Source organism: Flavobacterium sp. MEB061, assembly GCF_000834715.1.
In the GTDB taxonomy this organism is placed as follows: Bacteria; Bacteroidota; Bacteroidia; order Flavobacteriales; family Flavobacteriaceae; genus Flavobacterium; species Flavobacterium pectinovorum.
In genome coordinates this window covers 81,890-103,666 of record NZ_JXQR01000018.1, presented here as the reverse complement: position 1 = coordinate 103,666, position 21,777 = coordinate 81,890, and the positions used below count along the sequence as shown (strand labels likewise).

Genomic DNA, 21,777 nt, shown 5'->3' with positions numbered 1-21,777 from the left:
AACAAAAAATAACATAGATTTCAAGAAAGCAGTTTGGATTATTGAAAGCTCCGTAGGAGCATAATGTTTATAGCCAATTATTATTGTCGTTGATAAAAGCTCCAGCGGAGCGATATGTAAGTTTTCCTTAAATTATTAATATGACACCCCGAAGGGGCTCTTACGAAAAACAAATAGAATTTCTATAAACATGTCGTCCCGTTGGGACTTATTTTATCATCACTTAAAAAATAAAAAATCTGCACAATCAGCAAAATCTGCGTGAAAAAAGAATTAACGCATAGAAAATATGTCTTAAAAGAATTATAATGAAAAACCTAATTACAAGCCTTTCACTTTTAGTTTTGATTGCATCCAGCAAAACAGCTGTGGCGCAATCAACTCAAATTGACCCTGCAAAATTCAATAATCCTATCATTAAAGATCAATATACAGGCGATCCAGCCGCACTGGTTTACAAAGACAAAGTCTACTTGTATGCGGGTCACGACGAAGCGCCAAATGATTTTCATTTTTATAAGATGAACGAATGGGTGGTGTATTCTTCATCAGATATGAAAAAGTGGGAATCGCATCCCGTGCCGTTGAAGGCAAGTGAGTTTAAATGGGCTTCTGGTGATGCATGGGCTTCGCAGGTTATTGAAAGAAACGGAAAGTTTTATTGGTATGTAACCGTTTCTCACGGAACAATTCCCGGAAAATCAATTGGAATTGCAGTTTCAGACAACCCAACCGGACCTTTTAAAGATGCATTGGGAAAAGCTTTAATTACAAATGATATGACAACTCATACCAAAATAAGCTGGGACGATATTGACCCAACAGTTTATATTGATAACGATAATCAGGCGTATTTAATTTGGGGAAACACAGTTTGTCATTATGCTAAATTAAAAGAAAACATGCTCGAATTAGACGGGCCAATTCAAACAATAGATTTACCGCATTTTACCGAAGCGCCCTGGATTCACAAACACAAAGGCTGGTATTATTTGTCTTATGCATATGAATTTCCTGAGAAAATTGCCTACGCCATGAGCAAGTCAATTACAGGACCTTGGGAATTTAAAGGAATTTTGAATGAAATAGCCGGAAACAGTAACACAAATCATCAATCGATAATTGATTTTAAAGGGCAATCCTATTTTATTTATCACAACGGGGCAACGCAGCCAAATGGGGGAAGTTTTAGAAGATCTGTTTGCGTTGATAAATTATTTTATAATAAAGACGGAACAATCAAAAGAGTGGTGATGACATCTGAAGGAATTCAGTAAAAAGTTTTCAGAATAAAAACAGACCAAACTTAAATTTTCTTATATCACTTATATGGTTTACAAAAACATAAAATATATACTTTCTGTTTTAATGATGCTGATGGTTTCGGCTTCATTTGCACAGGAAATTGTGGTACACGATCCGGTTGTCATCAAACAAAAAGATACTTATTATTTGTTTTGTACCGGAAAAGGAATCAGTGTTTTTAGTTCGAAAGATTTAAAAAACTGGAATAAAGAAGCAGCAGTTTTTGCAGAAAAACCAGTTTGGGCAGATGGCGTTGCAACCGATTTTAAAAATCATATTTGGGCGCCGGATATTTCATTTCATAACAATATATATTACCTCTATTATTCTGTTTCGGCTTTCGCCAAAAACACATCGGCAATTGGCGTTGCAACCAACACAACCTTAGATTCAAAAGATAAAAATTACAAATGGATCGATCAGGGAATTGTCATTCAATCGCAACCCAATCGTGATATGTGGAATGCCATTGATCCCAATTTAATTTTTGATGAAAACAATACACCTTGGTTATCATTTGGTTCTTTTTGGGAAGGATTAAAAATGGTAAAACTAAATCCGGATTTAAAATCGATTGCACAGCCTCAGGAATGGCACACGATTTCAAAACGTAAAAGAACTTTCGAATTACCAGATTCTGATCCCGGGGATGGCGCGCTTGAAGCTCCTTTTATCTTCAGGAAAAACGGCTATTATTATCAATTCCTTTCTTGGGATTTATGCTGTCGCGGAGAAAAAAGCACCTATAAAGTTGTTGTCGGAAGATCTAAAAATGTGACCGGACCTTATGTAGATAAAGACGGAAAATCATTAAATGAAGGCGGAGGGAGTTTAGTAGTTCAAAGCGACGAAAATTACTTTGGTGTAGGCCATAACAGCGCTTATACGTTTGATGGTAAAGATTATATTTTTTATCACGGCTACGAAAAGAAAACCAATGGAACACCAAAATTAATAGTTAGAGAAATGATTTGGGATGCTGATTTATGGCCCGTTTTGAAATAGAATATAGAACAAAGAATATAGAACATGGAATATAGAAGATAGAGGCAAGAAGAAAGAATCAAGATTTTGCCAAGATTAAGGGATTAAAAGATTAGAAAAAAATCTGCTAAATCTGCCAGATCTGCGTGAGAAATTTTTTAAACACATACATATCTATTTGTCTTTAAGTAAATGAAATGCCTTTTTTAGCGCCCAAAAACTATGTTTCTATATGTTTAAATAAAGATATAGTTAAAAAAAAATAAAAATCCGTTTTAACCCGCGTCATCCGCGTGCCATAAAACACAAACAAAATAAAAATGAAGTCCAATTTAATTACCAAAATTACCCTTTGCGGTTTATTGCTGAACGGTTTTTATGCATCGGCACAAAAAAACAATCTTCAGGTTGATGCTGGTAAAACAGTAACGAAAATTCAGCCAACGATGTATGGAGTGTTTTTTGAAGATATCAATTTTGCTGCCGATGGAGGTTTGTATGCCGAAATGATTAAAAACAGATCTTTTGAATTCGAAACACCTATGATGGGATGGAGCGAACCCAACAGCGATAGACACAAATTGAATTTACAATCGGGAATTGCCAATATTATTCAGTATTCTCAAAAAGGAACAAATCATAATTACTGCAGAGTTACGGTAAAAGATGCCAGCGGTTATGAATTGATAAATGAAGGTTTTAGGGGAATGGGAATCAAAAAAGATCTTCATTATAATTTGTCTTTAAGAGCTTCAAAAATATCAGGAAATATTTCGAAGATTAAAATCCAATTCATTGATAAAAATAAAAAGGTTTTAGGTGAAACTTCGATTGTTCCAACAGCAAAAAACTGGACGAATTATTCGGCACAATTAACAGCAACGGCAACCGAAGCAAAGGCACAAATTAGAATCACTTTTGAAGGAACAGGAGTTATAGATTTAGATGTGATTTCGTTGTTTCCTGAAGATACATGGAAAGGCAGAAAAAACGGAATGCGTGCTGATTTAGTACAATTATTATACGATTTGAAACCAGGATTTTTACGTTTCCCAGGAGGTTGTATTGTCGAAGGAAAAACGTTGGCATTGCGTTACCAATGGAAAAAATCGATTGGAAATGTTGAAGACAGAGAAACCATGATTAACAGATGGAATACGGAATTTGCACACAAACTGGCACCGGATTATTTTCAAAGTTTTGGTTTGGGATTCTTTGAATATTTCCAGCTTTCAGAAGATATTGGAGCTTCTCCATTGCCAATTTTAAGCTGTGGAATGGCTTGTCAGTTCAACACAGGAGAATTGGTTCCGATGGATCAAATCGATCCTTATGTGCAGGATGCTTTAGATTTAATTGAATTTGCAAATGGTGATCAAACTACCGCCTGGGGAAAAGTTAGAGCCGATATGGGACACCCAAAACCATTCAATTTAAAATTCATTGGAGTTGGAAATGAGCAATGGGGACCAGATTATATAGAGCGTTTCAAAGTGTTTCAAAAAGCCATTAAATCAAAATATCCAAACATTATCATTGTGTCCGGAACAGGACCATTTCCTGATGGAGATTTCTTCGATTACGGCATGGCAGCACTTAAAAAACTGAACGCAGAAATCGTTGACGAACACTATTATAAAGATCCTGCCTGGTTTCGAAAAAATGTAACGCGTTACGACAATTACGATCGTAAAGGACCAAAGATTTTTGCTGGAGAATATGCGGCGCAAAGTGTAGCAATTGCAAGTCCTGATAATAAAAACAATTGGGAATGTGCTTTCTCGGAAGCTGCTTTCATGACCGGAATGGAGCGCAATGCTGAGGTTGTTCATTTAACTTCTTATGCGCCTTTGCTGGCTCACGTTGAAGGCTGGCAATGGACACCGGATATGATTTGGTTCAACAATTTGCAATCTTACGGAACGCCAAATTATTATGTCCAGAAATTATTTTCAAACAATAAAGGAACCGATTTAATCAATATTACAAAAGACGGAAAAGCGGTAACGGGACAAAATGATTTGTTTGCATCTGCAGTAAAAGATGTGAATTCTAAAGAAGTAATTCTGAAAATTGTAAACACTGCTGCAACGGCTCAAAATGTTTCAATTGATGTAAAGGGAACAAAATTAGACACAAAAGGAACAGCAATAATTTTAAAAGGAGATGGACTTAATGATGAAAATTCTTTTGATGCTCCGACGAAAATTAGTCCAAAAGAAAGTGAATTTAAGTTGAAAGGGAGTCAGGTTCAATATGATTTTCCGGCGTACTCGGTTACTGTTTTAAAAATTAAGATGAAGTAATCGCAACAGAATAAATGTATAAGCAACGTTTATTTCCTGTTTTAACCTTAAATGCCTGTTTTGATGCATTATTTGTAAAAAAATCAAGCACTTATTTTTGTTAAGTGTTTTTTATACACTTATGAATTATTTATAATTATATTTGCGTTATTAAAAATTAATTTCGAATGAAAAATTACGTTATAGGATTGGACTACGGAACAGATTCTGTTCGAGCGATGTTAATAGATACTGAAAATGGGCAGGAGTTAGCATCAAATGTTTCTCATTACAAAAGATGGAAAAACAAACAATATTGTGACGCATCGATAAATCAGTTTCGTCAGCATCCTTTGGACCATATTGAAGGATTAGAAAGCACGATTCAGAATGTTATAAAAGAAAGTAAAGTTGATCCTTCTTTGATAAAAGGAATTTGTATTGATACAACAGGATCATCGCCGGTTCCGGTTACGAAAGACGGAATTCCGCTTGCTTTGACAAAAGGTTTTGAGGAAAATCCAAACGCAATGATGGTTCTTTGGAAAGATCATACTTCAATCAACGAAGCAAACGAAATCAACGAATTGGCAGTAAGCTGGGGCGGAGAAAACGTAACAAAATACGTGGGTGGAATTTATTCATCAGAATGGTTTTGGGCAAAAATCCTGCACATTGCCAGAGAAGATGAAGCGGTTAGAAATGCAGCACACACGTGGATGGAACACTGCGATTTAATGACGTATTTGTTAATTGAAGATAAAGATTTAAAAACCTTTAAAAGAAGCCGTTGCGCAGCGGGTCACAAAGCAATGTGGCACGAAGACTGGAATGGTTTGCCTCCGGTTGAATTCTTAGAAAAACTACATCCGTACTTAGCGACGCTTCGTGGAAATTTATATGATGAAACGTATACTTCTGATTTAGTTGCCGGAAATTTAAGCAAAGAATGGGCAGATCGTTTAGGACTTTCAACAGAAACAATTGTGGCTGTTGGAACTTTCGACGCGCATTCTGGAGCGGTTGGAGCAAAAATTGGAGAAAACACTTTGGTTCGCGTTATGGGAACTTCAACCTGCGATATTTTGGTAGGTTCTTATGATGAAGTTGGAACCAAAACTGTTCGCGGAATCTGTGGTCAGGTTGACGGATCTGTAATTCCAGGTTTTATTGGTCTTGAAGCGGGACAATCTGCTTTTGGCGATTTATTAGCCTGGTACAAAGAATTATTAATGTGGCCAACTGAACATTTATTGACTTCTTCAACAATTTTAAATGAAGAACAAAAAGAACAACTAAGAGAAGAATTCAGCGATAAATTAATTGTAGAATTGACCAAAGAAGCAGAGAAAATTCCGGTTTCAGAAAGTCTTCCAATTGCTTTAGACTGGATCAACGGAAGAAGAACTCCAGATGCTAATCAGGAACTAAAAAGCGCGATATCCAATTTATCTTTAGGAACAAAAGCACCTCATATTTTCAAAGCTTTGGTAAATGCAATCTGTTTTGGAGCGAAAAAAATCGTGGATCGTTTTGAAGAAGAAGGTGTAAAAATTGACAGCGTAATCGGAATTGGTGGTGTTGCCAGAAAATCGCCTTTTATTATGCAGACTTTGGCAAACGTTTTAAACAAGCCAATTAAAATTGCAGCTTCAGATCAGACTCCGGCTTTGGGAGCGGCGATTTATGCAGCAGTTGCAGCCGGAATTTATCCAAACGTAATCGAAGCAAGTCAAAAAATAGGAAGCGATTTTGACGGAGAATATTTCCCTCAATTAGACAAAGTAGCAGCTTATAATAAATTACTGATTGCTTACGATCAATTAAGTGCTTTCGCAGATCCATCTATTAAAATTACACAAAATGAGTTCTCTTTATAAAGATTTAAAACAAGAATGCTACGAGGCGAATATGCAGTTAAACGCATTGAACTTGGTAGTATATACTTTTGGGAATGTAAGTGCCGTGGACAGAAAAAATGGTGTTTTTGCCATTAAACCAAGCGGCGTTCCCTACGAAGATTTAAAACCGGAAGATATTGTTATTGTCGATTTTGATAATAACATTATTGAAGGAACAATGCGTCCGTCATCTGACACAAAAACGCATGCTTATTTATACAAAAACTGGCCAAACATTGGAGGCGTTGCTCATACACATGCAACCTATTCTGTAGCTTGGGCACAGTCTCAGCAAGATATTCCAATTTTCGGAACCACGCATGCTGACCATTTAACGGCAGATATTCCATGCGCGCCGCCAATGGCAGATGCGCTTATAGAAGGAAACTACGAACACAATACCGGAATTCAGATTTTGGATTGCTTCAAAGAAAAAAATCTTTCGTACGAAGAAGTAGAAATGGTTTTGATAGGAAATCACGGTCCGTTTGCCTGGGGAAAAAACGCAGCAAAAGCAGTTTACAATAGTAAGGTTCTGGAAGTTGTAGCCGAAATGGCGTACCTGACTTTACAAATAAACCCAAACGCACCAAGATTAAAAGATTCATTAATTAAAAAACATTACAACCGCAAACACGGAAAAGATTCGTATTACGGACAATAAATAATTTTAGAATTTAGATTAAAGATTTTAGATTTAAAATCAGAAGAAAAAACGATTAAACAGTTCAACAATATAACGATTAAACAATGATAGATATCTCTCAAAAAGAAGTATGGTTTGTAGTAGGAAGCCAGGAATTATACGGTGAAGAAACACTAAGAAAAGTGGCGGAGCATTCTCAAATAATTGCAAAAGGATTAGATGCGACATCTAGTATTCCGGTAAAAGTAGTTTACAAAGATGTTGTGAAATCGCCTGCACAAATTTTAGATGTTTGTTTAGCGGCAAATTCGGCTAAAAACTGTATCGGAATTATTGCCTGGATGCACACTTTTTCGCCAGCAAAAATGTGGATTGGTGGATTGAGTATTTTGAAAAAACCATTGTGCCATTTACATACACAATACAATGCTGAAATTCCGTGGGGAACTATCGACATGGATTTCATGAACCTGAACCAATCAGCTCATGGAGATCGTGAATTTGGTTTTATCATGTCAAGAATGCGTAAAAAACGCAAAGTAGTTGTTGGACATTGGGAAGACGAAAGAGTTCAGAAAAAATTAGGCATCTGGACAAGAGTAGCTTTGGGTTGGGATGAACTTCAAAACTTAAAAGTAGCTCGTATTGGAGACAATATGCGTGAAGTTGCCGTAACGGAAGGAGATAAAGTAGAAGCTCAAATTCGTTTCGGAATGTCAGTTAACGGTTTTGATTCTTCAGATGTCACTAAATATATTGAGAAAGTTACGGATAAAGAATTAAATGATTTATTGGCAGTTTACGAGCAATCATACACTTTGACTGATGCTTTAAAAGAAGGCGGGGCGCAAAGAAGTTCATTAGCGGAAGCGGCAAAAATTGAATTAGGTTTAAGAGCTTTCCTTGAAGAAGGAGGTTTTGGAGCTTTTACAGATACGTTTGAAAATTTGGGTGTTTGGAAACAATTACCTGGAATCGCAACACAAAGATTAATGGCCGATGGTTATGGTTTTGGTGGAGAAGGAGACTGGAAAACAGCGGCAATGGTTCGTGCCTTAAAAGTAATGAACGTGGGTCTTGAGGGAGGAACGTCTTTCATGGAAGATTACACATACCATTTTACACCGCAAAAATCATACGTTTTAGGATCGCACATGCTAGAAATTTGTCCATCTATTGCAGATGGAAAACCTTCTTGCGAAGTACATCCTTTAGGAATTGGCGGAAAAGAAGATCCTGCTCGTTTGGTATTTAATTCGCCTGCCGGAGATGCAATTAATGTTTCTTTGGTTGATATGGGAACTCGTTTTCGTTTAATTGTAAACGAAGTTGAAGCGATAAAACCAATGGCTGAATTGCCTAAATTACCGGTTGCAAGAGTTTTATGGGATTGTAAACCAAATCTTGATATCGCTGCAACAGCATGGATTTTGGCTGGTGGAGCTCATCACACAGTTTACAGCCAGTCATTGACAACAGAATATATGGAAGATTTCGCTGATATCGCCGGAATCGAATTATTGGTTATTGATGAAAAAACAACAATTAGAGATTTCAAAGATAAAATTAACGCCAACGAAGCTTACTATCATTTGTTTCAACATGGATTATAGTCTGAGGGACTAAGGTTCTAAGTTGCTAAGATTCTAAGGTTTTTTGCTACTTTTAACATCTAACATTTAACCAATTAAAAATATTATTTATGAATGTATTAAAACGTTATATTTTTGGAATTGGCCTACTGAGTTTGGCTTTCATTTCAGTTCAATGCAAAAACGATAAAAAAATGGATGACACTACAGTTTCTTCAGATAAAAAAGCGACGGTTACAATTGAGAAATCTTCTTATGGAACAACTGCAAAAGGAGAAAAAGTCGACAGTTATAAATTGAAAAACCAAAATGGGATGGAAGTTGATATCATCACTTTTGGAGGAAGAATTACAGATTTAAAAGTACCAAATAAAGAAGGTGTTTCTGAAAATGTTGTAATCGGATTTAATTCTTTGGCTCAATACGAAAAAGCGAATCCATTCTTCGGAGCTTTGATTGGAAGATATGGAAACCGAATCGCTAAAGGGAAATTTACTTTAGACGAAAAGGAATATCAATTGGCAATAAACAATGCGCCAAATGCTTTGCACGGTGGACCGCAGGGATATTTTAATGTTGTTTGGAAAGCTGATGAAGCAAAATCTGGAGATGCGGCAACTTTGAAATTATCTTATTTAAGTAAAGATATGGAAGAAGGTTATCCTGGAAATTTGAAAGTTTTTGTAACGTATACATTGACAAATGATAATCAATTAGAAGTATTATATGAAGCAACGACAGATAAGAAAACGGTTGTGAATTTAACGCAGCATTCTTATTTCAATTTATCGGGAGATTTCACAAAAACAATCTTAGATCACGAATTGACTTTGAATGCAGATAAATTAGTTCCGGTTGATGCGACTTTAATTCCGACAGGAAAATTAGATGATGTTGCGAATACGCCTTTCGATTTCAGAAAACCAAAATTAATTGGAAAAGATATCGAAGTAAAAAACGAACAGTTAGAAAGAGGAAAAGGTTACGATCACTGCTGGGTATTGAACAATCCTGAAAAAGGAAAAACAATTATAGCAAAAGTGTATCACGCAGCAAGCGGAAGAGTTTTGGAAATGACAACCGATGAACCTGGAATTCAGTTTTACTCTGGAAATTTCCTTGACGGAACTTTGCCAATGCCAAAAGGCGGAACATTTGCGCACAGAACCGGTTTATGTCTGGAAACAGAACATTATCCTGATTCTCCAAACCAGAAAAACTTCCCGACAACGGTTTTAAACCCGGGAGAAAATTATAAAACTAAAACTACTTTCAAATTCTCTGTTCAGAAATAGTTTTGGAATTATGTTAATTAGTTAGTAATTCTCTAAGAAACCTCGAAAGTTATGCTTTCGAGGTTTTTTTATTTGTAAATAATGAAGATAAATAACTATAAAATAGACCTTGTTAATTCGTGCTATTTTTTCTTACATTTGGGAGATAACTATCTAAAAAAAACCTCTTAACTTATGAAAAAACCAATTAAATTATTACTTCTTTTATTAATCTATTCTATAGGTGCAATAGGAAGCGCTCAGGTTCAGATGAATTATAAATTTGACACGCCTTATGGTAAAAATACCGCTGTTGGAAAATTTACTGAAATTAATGGAGCTAAAATCTATTATGAAGAATATGGAAAAGGTGAACCTTTGTTATTGATTCATGGAAATGGAGGAAGTATTGAATCAATGGGAAATCAAATCGATTATTTTAAAAGTAAATACAGAGTTATTGTTGCTGATAATAGAGGCCAAGGTAAATCGGAGTTGAAAACAGATTCTTTGACATACGTTCAGATTACAAATGATATAGAGGAATTAGTTAATCGCTTAAAACTAGATTCGATAAGTATTATTGGATGGAGTGATGGTGGAATTGTTGGTTTGCAAATGGGTATTTCTGGTAAGTCAAAAATAAAGAAAATTGTGGCGATGGGGGCAAATTTAAGACCTGATGCTACAGCTGTTAATTCATGGGCTACAAATGATGTACAGAACATGAGAAAAATGATTGTGTCAAAAATTAAAGAGAAAGACACTAGTGAGAATTGGAATCTACAAAAACAGCTTGCCGGACTTTTGGTAGATCAGCCTAATATTGCAACTAAAGATTTATCAAAAATTAAAGCAAAAGTACTCATAATAGCAGGAGATAAAGACATTATTAAAAATGAACATTCGGTAGAAATTTTTGAAAATATACCTAAGGCACAGTTATGTATTATGCCTGGCGAAACTCATTTTGCACCGGCTTCAAGTCCGGAAGTATTTAATGCATTAACAAATAAGTTTTTATCAGAACCGTTTAAAAGACCAGATTCAGATTGGACTAAATGGGGTAAATAAAAGCAGATCAACAGAATTGTGTTATTTTAGCCATGAATTTCAAGTTCATGTAATTCGTGGCTAAAAAAAACAAAAAATGACTTTCAAACATATATTCAAAGCAACATTAAATTGGGCTTCAAATCAAATCCAGGAAGATTCAACAAAAAGATTTTATAGCAAAAACCATCAAATTAAAATTGAAGGAAAACCAATTTTAAATGTTTCGGCAGCAAAAGCGTTCAAAGGCGATCCAGAATTATACAATCCCGAAGATTTACTTTTGAGTAGTTTGGTTTCCTGTCATATGATGTCCTATTTATATGTGTGTTCTCAAAACGGAATAGAAGTTCTGGAATATTCGGATAATGCAGAAGCAACGCTCGAAGTTAATCCAGATGGGAGCGGGCGTTTTGTTGCCGTAAGATTAAATCCGAAAGTGAAAATTTCGAATCCAGATAAAGTCGAATTGGCTATTGAGCTTCATACAAAAGCAAATCAAGTGTGTTTTATCGCTAATTCATGCAATTTTCCTGTTTTGCATGAGGCGAGTTGTGAAATATCTACCATATAAATTATAATTATGAAAGAAGGAATTAATTCAAGAGAAAAAGATAGAAAATGTTTATGATGCTCAAAAGAAAGCGATTGATAAAGCTTTAGAAGATATTGAAAATGGAAGAATTCAATCGCATAAAGATGTTATGGAAGAAACTAGAAAACGTTTTCCTTATTTAGTAAAAATATAAATTATGGATAACCGTAAATAGGCAAAATTTAAAAGGAGTAGATTTGATAATTACAAATTTTAATAAAAGAGGATGAAAAAAATATTGCTACTATTGTTTATTATTTTTGCTTCATGTGCAAAAAAAGAATTACCATCTAATGTGTCAATTGCATTGTCTGATTTAGATATTTCTGAAAAAATAAGTAGAGATTATGACAGTTTGGTAAATACTTTAGATGAATCAAAGATAAAAGACTTATCAATAGATTCTTTAAACAGTATAATTGTTGCGATAAAAGTTAACCGTGAGATGGTTCAAGAAAAAGAATATAAGGTAGAAGAGTTTCTAAAATATAATCCAGAATATTCAGATTATGAGGAAATTAAAAAAAGAGCAACTATACCGTTAATTAATATTAATGAAAATTATGATTTAATTTTAAAAAGATATACTGCTTTAAAGATTAAAAAACACCGTTAATAAGTGATTCTTTCTTAATAATCTAAAGCCTTTCCATATAAGTTTATTTAATAAAGTACAGCTTAAATTTACTTATATAACTTATATGGTGAGAAATCATAAAACCAAAAAAACCTCTTCGAAAGAAGAGGTTTTTGTACCCGGAGCCGGAGTCGAACCGGCACGGTTTCCCACAGGTGTTTGAGACCAGCGCGTCTACCAATTCCGCCATCCGGGCTTAGCAGACGAAAAAACAACTAATAAATCAGTTATTTTAACGCAATAGAATAAGTGATTATGATGTCATAACTGTGCTTATTCCTTTAACACGGTGCAAATGTAAAAAATAAAATTAAATGTTCTACTAAAAATACTTAAATTTTTCCTTTCAGTCTCCAATAAATTTTCTAAATTTGCACCTCGTTAAAACGACGCACACACAACTAACTACAAAACAACAAATTATAATGTCGCACCTAGAACCAGAAGCTAAAATTTTTGCTTGTTCAAAAAGTGTTTATCTTGCAGAGAAAATTGCCGAACAATACGGAATTCCACTAGGCAAAGTAACGATGTCAACGTATAGTGATGGAGAATTTCAGCCATCTTACGAAGAGTCAATAAGAGGATTACGCGTTTTTATCGTGTGCTCAACTTTTCCATCTGCTGATAATTTGATGGAATTATTACTAATGATTGATGCTGCAAAACGCGCATCAGCAAGACATATTACAGCTGTTATGCCTTATTTTGGTTGGGCAAGACAGGATAGAAAAGACAAACCAAGAGTTCCGATTGGAGCAAAGTTAGTAGCTAATTTGCTAACCGCTGCAGGAGCAACAAGAATTATGACAATGGATTTGCACGCTGATCAAATTCAGGGATTCTTTGAAAAGCCGGTAGATCATTTATTTGCATCAACCATCTTTTTGCCATATGTGCAGAGTTTAAATTTAGAAAATCTAACAATTGCATCTCCTGATATGGGAGGTTCAAAAAGAGCATATGCTTACTCTAAGTTTTTAGAATCAGATGTAGTAATCTGTTATAAACAAAGAAAAGCAGCCAACGTTATCGACACTATGGAACTAATAGGTGAAGTAAAAGGTCGTAACGTAATATTAGTAGACGACATGATCGATACTGGTGGAACATTAGCAAAAGCGGCAGATTTAATGATCGAAAAAGGAGCATTAAGCGTTAGAGCAATTTGTACACACGCTATTTTATCAGGCGGCGCTTACGAAAAAATTGAAAATTCGAAATTAAGCGAATTAATAGTTACAGATTCTATTCCATTAAAGAAAGAATCAAACAAAATCAGAGTAGTGAGTTGTGCACCTCTTTTTGCTGAAGTAATGCACATGGTGCACCACAACAATTCCATCAGTGGAAAATTTATAATGTAAGAAGCAATATGCTTTAGGCTTTAAGCCGTAAGCTATTTCACTATTACAAAAAGCTTAAAGCATATTGCTTAAAGCTTATAGCAAATTAGAATATTTATTAATAACTATATTTTTTTACAATGAAATCGATTACAATTAAAGGATCAGAAAGAGAAAGCGTGGGCAAAGTGTCAACTAAAGCCTTACGTAATGCTGGAGCGGTTCCTTGCGTGTTATACGGAGGAAATCAAGCAGTACACTTCTCAGCAGACGCTGCAGCGTTCAAAAACTTGGTTTACACTCCAAACGCACACACAGTTGTGATTGAGCTTGGAAAAGGAAAATCATTCAATGCAATTTTACAAGATATTCAGGTTCACCCTGTATCTGACAAAATCTTACATATTGACTTCTTTCAATTATTTGATGACAAAGAAATCACTATGGAAGTTCCTGTAAAAGTTGTTGGTACATCAAAAGGTGTTCTTGCAGGTGGTGTTTTACGTTTAAACACTCGTAAATTAAAAGTAAAAGCTTTACCTAAAGATCTTCCTGATTTTGTTGAAGCTGACATTACTCCACTTGAAATGGGTAACAAATTATACGTTACTAAAGTTGGTAGCCCAGAATACAAAGTGATGCACCCTGAAAATACAGTTGTAGCTCAGGTAAGAATTTCTCGTGCTGCTATGAAAGCTGCTCAAGAAGCTGCAAAAGCTGCAAAAGCTCCTGCAAAAGGAAAGAAAAAATAATTTTTTTCAAATCAAATATCAAAGCATCAGTTGCAAAACTGGTGCTTTTTTTATGCTTTATATTTTGTGTTTGGCAAGATTGGAATTTGGATTTTCATAATTTGGAATTTAATTTTTAGAAGCAGAAATTTCAGTTTTTCAAGACCCAACGTTCCTGCCATCCGCTATATCTTTTTCCTGGCTAAAGAAGCCAGAAAAAGGATGCCGCTGCTGTCAGGGCTAGCCAGAGATTTAGTTTTTATAAGATTCTAAGTTGCTAAGATACTAAGGTTCTAAGTTATAAAAGTCTACAGCATTGTCAGACTGAGCGGAGTCGAAGTCCCGCAAAGTATTTCAATTCAGATGTCGAGTTTCTTGAGGAACTTCGACTCACTCAGTCAGACAAAAAGGGAGCATAAATTAATACTATAAAAAACCAGCGCAAATCAGTTTAAATCCGCGTCATCCGCGTGCCATCCCCACGCAATTTGCGTAAAACCTTGCGAACTTCGCGGTTAAACGGCAATAACAATTCAAATTATCTAATTGACACATTTTCTAATTACCAAATTAACCCTATTTTTGCAGACATGATAAAATGGATAACAAAACTGTTTTCATCAACACAAAAAGAAGAGAACACAGACAATATGAAACCGGAGGTTCACGAACACCCAAAAAACAATATAAAAAGCGTGAGTAAAAAATATTTAATCGTAGGACTTGGTAATATTGGTGCCGAATACGTAAATACAAGACATAATATAGGATTTAAAGTCCTTGATTTTTTAGCTAAAAAAGAAGGTCTTTCTTTTGAAACCGTAAAATTGGGAGCTTTAGCAGAATATAAATTTAAAGGAAGATCTTTTTTTCTGCTTAAACCAAACACTTACATGAATTTAAGCGGAAAAGCCGTAAAATATTGGATGGATAAAGAAAACATTCCGCTAGAGAATATTTTGGTTATTACAGACGATTTAAATTTATCTTTTGGAACCATCCGAATCAAGCCAAAAGGTAGTGACGGTGGACATAACGGATTGAAGAATATCAATTTAATATTAAACACACAACAATATACCCGTTTTAGATTTGGTATTAGTGATCAGTTTAAAAAAGGACAGCAAATCGATTATGTTTTAGGAGATTGGGATGAAGAAGAAAAAGCAAAATTACCGGAACGTTTGGAAGTTGCTTCAGAAATTATAAAATCTTTTGGAACTGCGGGTTTAGAAAATACCATGACCACTTTTAATGGAAAATAAAGATTTCCAACTATTTAGGCATTAAAAAACCAAATAATCGATTAATTAAATTGAATTATAACGAAATAGTATTTTCTATTCCAAAGTTAAATGTTTAAATTTGGGATAAATTATTATAAACCATAAAATCAAATATCATGGCTTTTGAATTACCACAATTACCTTATGCATATGATGCATTAGAACCACATATTGATGCACGTACAATGGAAATTCACCATTCAAAACATCATAATGCATACACGACAAATCTTAACGCTGCAATCGCTGGTACAGATTTGGAAGGAAAAACAATCGAAAACATCTTAATCAACCTAGATAAATCAAACGCAGCAGTTCGTAACAATGGTGGAGGTTTTTACAACCACAATTTATTCTGGACTGTAATGACTCCAAATGGTGGTGGATTACCAACAGGTGATTTGTTAGCTGCTATTGAATCTTCTTTTGGAACTTTTGAAGAGTTTAAAGCGAAATTTGCTAAAGCTGGTGCAACACAATTTGGTTCAGGATGGGCTTGGTTATGTGTACAAAAAGGTGGAAAATTAGATGTTTGCGGAACTCCAAATCAGGACAATCCATTAATGCCGGAAGTTGGTTGCGGTGGAACTCCAATTTTAGGAATGGATGTTTGGGAGCATGCTTATTATTTAAATTATCAAAACAGAAGACCAGATTACATCGAAGCTTTTTTTAATGTAATTAACTGGACAGAAGTTGCAAGAAGATATGCTTTAGAGAAATAGTCTTTTTTCGAGATAATAGAATAAAGAATATAGAGAATAGACGGATGACTTAAGGTTATTCGTCTATTTTTTTTGTCTATACTTTTTAATCTTTATTCTATAATCTTTGTTCTTTTCTCTTTATTAAAAATAAAAAAGGTGGAATTTCTTCCACCCTTTTTGCCCCAAATCTACCATATACTTAACCTACTAATGTAATGGTATTATAAAAATAGAATAGTTAAATTGTAATACCAACTATTTTAGATGAAGTGCAAATATAATCGATGAAATGCGTATTTTCTTACTTTGGTTATTCGCTGACTTTACTCCAATAAAAAAGGTGAAATTTCTTTCACCCTTTTTGCCCCAAATCTACCATATACTTAACCTACTAATGTTATGGTATAGTAAATATATAATAGCTATATCGATTTCACAAATATTCTAGACGAAGTGCAAATAAACCCGATGAAATACGTAATTTCTTACTTTGACAAAATTTATTGGAGTATTTTTGAGTTTATTCCAATAAAAAAGGTGGAATTTCTTCCACCCTTTTTGCCCCAAATCTACCATAAACTTAACCTACTAATGTTATGGTATCCCAAAAGTATCTTAGATGTGCGATTTTGCCAAACATATAGGATGAACGGCAAAAAAAACCGATAAAGTGCACAATTTAACCTTTTGTTAGTATTTTTTTAATACGCTCGTGCGTCTTTACCTTCATAAAAATTCATGAATGCTCTGTTTACAACACGGTTTCCACCAGGAGTTGGATAGTCTCCTGTGAAATACCAGTCTCCAAGATTTTTAGGACAGGCAATATGTAAATCTTCCACCTTTTGGAATATAATTTTTACTTCAGCATTAATTTCCGGAGAGCTTAACATTTCTGCAATTTTATTTGAAATTTCTTCAGGAGTAAATTGGTCATAAATTGCGGTTACATAATTTACAACATCTGCATCAAGATAATTTTCCTGAGCTTTACATTTTGTATAAACTTCATCAACTATATGGTATAGATTTCTTTCTTTCAATAAAGCAAGAGCTGCTCTAAAAGCAACAAGACCTTCTAGTTTCGCCATATCAATTCCGTAGCAATCAGGGTAACGAATTTGTGGTGCCGATGAAACGATTACAATGCGTTTTGGTTTTAAACGATCCATCATTTTAATGATACTCATTTTTAATGTTGTACCACGTACGATACTATCATCAATAATAACCAAATTATCTGTTGGTTTGATAACGCCGTATGTTACATCATAAACGTGTGCTACCAAATCATCACGGCTGCTGTCTTCTGTAATGAAAGTTCTAAGTTTAGCATCTTTAATAGCCACTTTTTCAGTACGAATTTTTACAGCCAATAATTCTTGCAACGTTTCAGCTGTAAGCGTATTTCTGTTTTCCAGAATATAATTATTTTTTCTCTGATTTAAGAAATCCTGAGCTGCTTCAACCAAACCATAAAATGAAGTTTCGGCAGTATTTGGAATATAAGAGAAAACAGTATTATCTGTATCACTGTCAATTGACTTAAGAACTGCTGGTAAAATTAGCTTTCCTAAGTTTTTACGTTCCTGGTAAATTTCAGCATCACTTCCTCTGGAGAAATAGATTCTTTCAAAAGAACATGCTTTTTTTACGGTTGGTTCCAGAATTTGTTCCATCGAAACTTTTCCGCTTTTCTTGATAATCAAAGCATTTCCCGGCTCAATTTCCTGAACGCTTTCAAAAGGCACGTTAAATACGGTTTGAATTACAGGTCTTTCAGAAGCTACAACCACTACTTCATCATCTTGATAGAAATAAGCTGGACGAATTCCGGCAGGATCTCTAAAAACGAAAGCGTCACCGTGACCTAATAATCCGGCCATTGCGTAACCTCCGTCTAAATTTTTTGCAGAGCGTGCTAATATTTTTGCAATATCCAATCGGTCTGCGATTACCGGAGAAGCCTCTCTTTTAGAATAACCTTCTGCTTTACAGTCTTGGTATAATTGCATTACCTCCTTATCAAGGAAATGTCCAATCTTTTCCATTACCGTTACAGTATCGGCCATTTCTTTTGGATGCTGTCCAAGTTCCACTAAGTTTTCGAAAAGTTCTTTAACATTTGTCATATTAAAGTTTCCTGCCAAAATCAAATTACGGTGCATCCAGTTACTTTGACGCAAAAAGGGATGAACACTTTCGATGCTGTTTTTTCCGAAAGTTCCGTAACGAACATGACCTAAAAACAATTCTCCTATATAAGGAATGTTTGCTTTTTGAGCAGCAACATCATCTGCATATTCCGGATGAGCGCCTAACTCTTCATTGATACGATCGTTGATTTGTGCAAAAACATCCTGAATAGGCTGTGCATGATTCGAACGAACTCTGCTGATGTATCGTTGCCCCGGATCAACATCTAGTTTGATGCTTGCAAAACCGGCACCATCTTGTCCGCGGTTGTGCTGCTTTTCCATCATCAGATACATTTTTTGTATTCCGTAAAAAGCAGTTCCGTATTTTTCTTTGTAATATTCAAGCGGTTTCAGAAGTCTAACTAAGGCTATACCACATTCGTGTTTTAACGCGTCGCTCATTGTGTTTTGTATTTGTGTTGTTGTAAGTTGTGTGTATTAACGTAATAAAAAAGCCCCGTGTTATCGAGGCTTTCGGGCATTATATTTCTATGTCAAACTGCGTTAACGATTTAAATTGCTGTAATCGAATCGCTACTTCAGCTTTGCTTAATGTTTCCATCCTTTCGGTTCCAAATTTCTCCACGCAAAATGAAGCTAAATTCGAACCGTAAATTATTGCATTTTTCATGTTGCCAAACGAAATGTTTTCGCTTTGTGTAATAAATCCTGAAAAGCCACCTGCGAAAGTGTCTCCGGCTCCTGTTGGATCAAAAACATCTTCTAATGGTAATGCCGGTGCAAAAAATACTTCTCTATTGTGGAATAAAAGTGCGCCGTGTTCTCCTTTTTTGATTACCACATATTTTGGTCCCATTTCCTGGATTTTAGCCGCAGCTTTTACTAATGAATATTCTCCTGAAAGTTGTCTTGCTTCTTCATCATTGATTGTAATAACATCTACACGTTTAATTACTTCTAATAATTCCGGTAAAGCACAATCCATCCAAAAATTCATAGTATCTAAAACTACCAATTTTGGTTTTTTCTCCATTTGATCCAAAACACTGCTTTGTACTAAAGGATGTAAGTTTCCTAACATCACAACATCAGCATCTTTATAATTTTGAGGAACTTTTGGTTGAAAGTCAGCCAAAACGTTTAGTTCAGTAACAAGAGTATCTCTTGAATTTAGATCGTTGTGATACAAACCGCTCCAGAAAAAGGTTTTTCCGCCTTTTACAATTTCGATACCAGAGATATCAATATTTCTTGAAGTTAAAAGATCTAAATGTTCTTGTGGAAAATCGTCGCCAACTACAGAAACAATGGCCGATTGTAAGTTAAAAAATGATGCTGATAAACCAATGTACGTTGCAGCACCACCTAAAATTTTATCTGTTTTTCCAAAAGGAGTTTCAATCGCGTCGAAAGCAACCGTTCCAACAATCAATAATTTATTCATTTTATGAATTTCGAATTAGGGTGCAAAGATACTTCATAAGTTACAATATTGCAACGGTTTAGGTTCGCAAAATTTTCATAAAAAAACAATATCGTTTGCGAGGCTAAAACTATTGTAAATGAATAGATTAAATTATATTTTTTGGAATGCTTAAAATATGATTTCCGAATTTAAAATGCAACTATTATTTTTGAAAAAAGCATTGAAGATTTTAGTTAGATTTGCTGAAACGCCAAATTTCATTCATGAAGAAAATTCTAACCTTATTAGTATTGCTTTTTTTCTTAATTTCCTGTGAAAAGAAAGGGTCTAATTTTTCTGAAGAAATGATTGAAAAGCTGGCAATTCATGATGATGATGAGAAGGATGGAATAATAACTATAAATAATTACTCATTTATAGATGTATACATTCAAACAAACGAGGATGAGATTTTTGTAACAAATGGTGAGTTTCTATATCAATCGTACAAACTTTATTATCAAAAGAAATATAAAACATTTAAAGAGTTTTTAGAAGTCATTTTGGATAAAGATTATGTTTTTGATGCGCCGAACCAAAAAATAATACTTCTGCAAAATTTTAAATTGAATTCAAAAATAGAAAAAGAATGTGCTAGTTTAGGGTTTGATAAATTTTTGAAAAAATACTCAAAACCTTCATTAAGCGAAAATGAAGATGAACTCAATAGCTTAATTATAAACCCCGACGAGTTTTTTACAATATCATATATTTTATATTTAAAAAGATATGATCTTAGGGTAAATGATATTCAAGCAAGATATTTTATAATTAAAAGAGAAGATTTATTCAAATAATAATCTACAATTCGTACTTCTTATCAAAATAATTCTTCAAAACACCAACCTGAATTAAAATCATAAAAGGCACAATTAAAATAGCATATATTATAGTTTTAGAAATATGAATTCCGGAAACAATTGCCGAAATTTTATCGGTATATGATTTTCCTATATCTAAATTATTTTCTGTTCCGACAAAGTACACATTATAAATAAATAAAAAAGCCAAAGCAATTCCAATAAGAATCCATGTCGTTTTAGAAATCAGTGGTTTGTAAACTTTACTTTTACTTTTTTCGGATTCTAAAACCTGCGACATTATTTTTGAAGTAAAGTCCATAGATGGTGATTCCAAAGTATTTTCGGCCATCATTTTATCAATAAGATTTTCTATGTTTTTATCGCTCTCTTTCATAATACTCTAGTATTTCTGGTTCTAATTGCTTTTTCAAAATTACGGCTAATTTCTGTCGGCTTCTAAATAATTTTACTTTGACATTATTAGCATTGATATTCATGATTTTTCCGATTTCTTCTAAACTCTGATCTTCAAAATAAAATAAAGTTAGCAGGAAATTCTCTTCCCTTGGCAATAAATTTAAACAATTCTGAATCGTCTGCTTTCGTTCTTTATCTTCTAAAGCACTCAAAGCATTATCCATTGTTTTAATTAAATGTGCCGAAAATTCATCTATCGAAATATTATTGTCTTCTTTTTTATTTTTCTTCAAGCGATCTAAACACGTATTATAAGCTACTCTGTAGATCCATGTCGAAAACTTAGAATCACCTTTAAACTTCGCTAAAGAATTATAAGCTTTGATAAAAGTATCCTGAGCAACTTCTTCGGCTTCTTCTCTGTTTTTAACCATTTTGAGTGCCAAAGTAAAAATCATGTTTTTATAACGATCCACCAGCACGGCAAACGCATTTGTTTCGCCCTGCAGAATTTTATCGATATAATACTGATCTTCTAAAGTACTCATATTATATAGGACGACGGTTATTGTAATTAGGTTACAATGATTT

19 protein-coding genes and 1 tRNA gene are annotated in these 21,777 nt (G+C 34.3%); 15 read left to right on the top strand and 5 right to left on the bottom strand.

The features are described from left to right. Nucleotides 1-308 precede the first annotated feature (308 nt). From RT99_RS11065 to RT99_RS11020, 10 genes are all read left to right on the top strand, one after another. Entirely contained in the window at nucleotides 309-1,277 is a 969-nt protein-coding gene (locus RT99_RS11065) for a glycoside hydrolase family 43 protein (RefSeq protein ID WP_082036949.1), read from the top strand. Between the two features lie 52 nt (nucleotides 1,278-1,329). Further along, nucleotides 1,330-2,310, top strand: coding sequence for an arabinan endo-1,5-alpha-L-arabinosidase (locus RT99_RS11060; protein WP_117614812.1), 981 nt, complete (start codon nucleotides 1,330-1,332; stop codon nucleotides 2,308-2,310). A 299-nt stretch (nucleotides 2,311-2,609) separates the two neighbouring features. Further along, nucleotides 2,610-4,595: an alpha-L-arabinofuranosidase C-terminal domain-containing protein gene (locus tag RT99_RS11055; protein WP_042564809.1), complete on the top strand. Its 1,986-nt coding sequence runs from the start codon at nucleotides 2,610-2,612 to the stop codon at nucleotides 4,593-4,595. A gap of 167 nt (nucleotides 4,596-4,762) precedes the next feature. Next, complete coding sequence (locus RT99_RS11050) at nucleotides 4,763-6,454, top strand: ribulokinase (RefSeq protein ID WP_042564808.1); 1,692 nt, start codon at nucleotides 4,763-4,765, stop codon at nucleotides 6,452-6,454. Beyond that, complete coding sequence (locus RT99_RS11045; RefSeq protein ID WP_042564807.1) at nucleotides 6,438-7,139, top strand: L-ribulose-5-phosphate 4-epimerase; 702 nt, start codon at nucleotides 6,438-6,440, stop codon at nucleotides 7,137-7,139. Before RT99_RS11050 ends, RT99_RS11045 begins: the two co-directional genes overlap by 17 nt. Before the next feature lie 86 nt (nucleotides 7,140-7,225). Continuing rightward, a complete protein-coding gene (gene araA, locus RT99_RS11040) occupies nucleotides 7,226-8,734 on the top strand; it encodes an L-arabinose isomerase (protein ID WP_042564806.1) in 1,509 nt (502 codons plus the stop codon). A gap of 89 nt (nucleotides 8,735-8,823) precedes the next feature. Then, the gene (locus RT99_RS11035; protein WP_042564805.1) at nucleotides 8,824-10,008 is read left to right on the top strand and encodes an aldose epimerase family protein; all 1,185 of its coding nucleotides are present in this window, start codon (nucleotides 8,824-8,826) and stop codon (nucleotides 10,006-10,008) included. A gap of 174 nt (nucleotides 10,009-10,182) precedes the next feature. Continuing rightward, the gene (locus RT99_RS11030) at nucleotides 10,183-11,061 is read left to right on the top strand and encodes an alpha/beta fold hydrolase (protein ID WP_042564804.1); all 879 of its coding nucleotides are present in this window, start codon (nucleotides 10,183-10,185) and stop codon (nucleotides 11,059-11,061) included. 76 nt (nucleotides 11,062-11,137) lie between these two features. After that, nucleotides 11,138-11,614 (top strand): OsmC family protein, encoded by a 477-nt coding sequence (locus RT99_RS11025; RefSeq protein WP_042564803.1) that lies wholly within the window; start codon nucleotides 11,138-11,140, stop codon nucleotides 11,612-11,614. A gap of 247 nt (nucleotides 11,615-11,861) precedes the next feature. Then, entirely contained in the window at nucleotides 11,862-12,251 is a 390-nt protein-coding gene (locus tag RT99_RS11020; RefSeq protein WP_042564802.1) for a hypothetical protein, read from the top strand. A gap of 137 nt (nucleotides 12,252-12,388) precedes the next feature. On the opposite strand, the gene RT99_RS11015 is transcribed toward RT99_RS11020, so the two are convergent. Next, nucleotides 12,389-12,468: transfer RNA gene (locus tag RT99_RS11015), tRNA-Leu, on the bottom strand. 229 nt (nucleotides 12,469-12,697) lie between these two features. On the opposite strand from RT99_RS11015, the gene RT99_RS11010 reads away from it, so the two are divergent. The 4 genes from RT99_RS11010 to RT99_RS10995 all read left to right on the top strand — a co-directional run bounded on the left by RT99_RS11010 (nucleotide 12,698) and on the right by RT99_RS10995 (nucleotide 16,360). Next, nucleotides 12,698-13,639, top strand: a complete 942-nt coding sequence (locus RT99_RS11010) for a ribose-phosphate pyrophosphokinase (protein ID WP_042564801.1) — start codon at nucleotides 12,698-12,700, stop codon at nucleotides 13,637-13,639. 119 nt (nucleotides 13,640-13,758) lie between these two features. After that, the gene (locus RT99_RS11005) at nucleotides 13,759-14,370 is read left to right on the top strand and encodes a 50S ribosomal protein L25/general stress protein Ctc (RefSeq protein WP_042564800.1); all 612 of its coding nucleotides are present in this window, start codon (nucleotides 13,759-13,761) and stop codon (nucleotides 14,368-14,370) included. A 569-nt stretch (nucleotides 14,371-14,939) separates the two neighbouring features. Continuing rightward, nucleotides 14,940-15,614, top strand: a complete 675-nt coding sequence (gene pth / locus RT99_RS11000; RefSeq protein ID WP_042564799.1) for an aminoacyl-tRNA hydrolase — start codon at nucleotides 14,940-14,942, stop codon at nucleotides 15,612-15,614. A 137-nt stretch (nucleotides 15,615-15,751) separates the two neighbouring features. Further along, nucleotides 15,752-16,360 carry a superoxide dismutase gene (locus tag RT99_RS10995; RefSeq protein ID WP_042564798.1) on the top strand — a complete coding sequence of 203 codons (609 nt, stop codon included), beginning with the start codon at nucleotides 15,752-15,754 and terminating at the stop codon, nucleotides 16,358-16,360. Between the two features lie 683 nt (nucleotides 16,361-17,043). Here the strand turns inward: RT99_RS10995 and RT99_RS10990 are convergent. Both RT99_RS10990 and RT99_RS10985 read right to left on the bottom strand, forming a co-directional pair. After that, a complete protein-coding gene (locus RT99_RS10990) occupies nucleotides 17,044-18,942 on the bottom strand; it encodes a hypothetical protein (protein ID WP_042564797.1) in 1,899 nt (632 codons plus the stop codon). A gap of 79 nt (nucleotides 18,943-19,021) precedes the next feature. After that, complete coding sequence (locus RT99_RS10985) at nucleotides 19,022-19,945, bottom strand: PfkB family carbohydrate kinase (RefSeq protein WP_042564796.1); 924 nt, start codon at nucleotides 19,943-19,945, stop codon at nucleotides 19,022-19,024. A 245-nt stretch (nucleotides 19,946-20,190) separates the two neighbouring features. Here RT99_RS10985 and RT99_RS10980 point away from each other — a divergent pair, with 245 nt between their 5' ends. Continuing rightward, complete coding sequence (locus tag RT99_RS10980) at nucleotides 20,191-20,763, top strand: hypothetical protein (protein WP_042564795.1); 573 nt, start codon at nucleotides 20,191-20,193, stop codon at nucleotides 20,761-20,763. 4 nt (nucleotides 20,764-20,767) lie between these two features. Here RT99_RS10980 and RT99_RS10975 read toward each other — a convergent pair whose 3' ends face one another. Continuing rightward, nucleotides 20,768-21,163, bottom strand: coding sequence for a hypothetical protein (locus RT99_RS10975; protein ID WP_042564794.1), 396 nt, complete (start codon nucleotides 21,161-21,163; stop codon nucleotides 20,768-20,770). Beyond that, nucleotides 21,147-21,734 (bottom strand): RNA polymerase sigma factor, encoded by a 588-nt coding sequence (locus tag RT99_RS10970; RefSeq protein WP_042564793.1) that lies wholly within the window; start codon nucleotides 21,732-21,734, stop codon nucleotides 21,147-21,149. Before RT99_RS10970 ends, RT99_RS10975 begins: the two co-directional genes overlap by 17 nt. Nucleotides 21,735-21,777 lie beyond the last annotated feature (43 nt).

Coding starts and splice junctions, on each gene's coding strand:
- RT99_RS11065 (WP_082036949.1), top strand. CDS start 309: ATGAAAAACCTAATTACAAGCCTTTCACTTTTAGTTTTGATTGCATCC.
- RT99_RS11060 (WP_117614812.1), top strand. CDS start 1,330: ATGGTTTACAAAAACATAAAATATATACTTTCTGTTTTAATGATGCTG.
- RT99_RS11055 (WP_042564809.1), top strand. CDS start 2,610: ATGAAGTCCAATTTAATTACCAAAATTACCCTTTGCGGTTTATTGCTG.
- RT99_RS11050 (WP_042564808.1), top strand. CDS start 4,763: ATGAAAAATTACGTTATAGGATTGGACTACGGAACAGATTCTGTTCGA.
- RT99_RS11045 (WP_042564807.1), top strand. CDS start 6,438: ATGAGTTCTCTTTATAAAGATTTAAAACAAGAATGCTACGAGGCGAAT.
- araA (WP_042564806.1), top strand. CDS start 7,226: ATGATAGATATCTCTCAAAAAGAAGTATGGTTTGTAGTAGGAAGCCAG.
- RT99_RS11035 (WP_042564805.1), top strand. CDS start 8,824: ATGAATGTATTAAAACGTTATATTTTTGGAATTGGCCTACTGAGTTTG.
- RT99_RS11030 (WP_042564804.1), top strand. CDS start 10,183: ATGAAAAAACCAATTAAATTATTACTTCTTTTATTAATCTATTCTATA.
- RT99_RS11025 (WP_042564803.1), top strand. CDS start 11,138: ATGACTTTCAAACATATATTCAAAGCAACATTAAATTGGGCTTCAAAT.
- RT99_RS11020 (WP_042564802.1), top strand. CDS start 11,862: ATGAAAAAAATATTGCTACTATTGTTTATTATTTTTGCTTCATGTGCA.
- RT99_RS11010 (WP_042564801.1), top strand. CDS start 12,698: ATGTCGCACCTAGAACCAGAAGCTAAAATTTTTGCTTGTTCAAAAAGT.
- RT99_RS11005 (WP_042564800.1), top strand. CDS start 13,759: ATGAAATCGATTACAATTAAAGGATCAGAAAGAGAAAGCGTGGGCAAA.
- pth (WP_042564799.1), top strand. CDS start 14,940: ATGATAAAATGGATAACAAAACTGTTTTCATCAACACAAAAAGAAGAG.
- RT99_RS10995 (WP_042564798.1), top strand. CDS start 15,752: ATGGCTTTTGAATTACCACAATTACCTTATGCATATGATGCATTAGAA.
- RT99_RS10990 (WP_042564797.1), bottom strand. CDS start 18,942: ATGAGCGACGCGTTAAAACACGAATGTGGTATAGCCTTAGTTAGACTT.
- RT99_RS10985 (WP_042564796.1), bottom strand. CDS start 19,945: ATGAATAAATTATTGATTGTTGGAACGGTTGCTTTCGACGCGATTGAA.
- RT99_RS10980 (WP_042564795.1), top strand. CDS start 20,191: ATGAAGAAAATTCTAACCTTATTAGTATTGCTTTTTTTCTTAATTTCC.
- RT99_RS10975 (WP_042564794.1), bottom strand. CDS start 21,163: ATGAAAGAGAGCGATAAAAACATAGAAAATCTTATTGATAAAATGATG.
- RT99_RS10970 (WP_042564793.1), bottom strand. CDS start 21,734: ATGAGTACTTTAGAAGATCAGTATTATATCGATAAAATTCTGCAGGGC.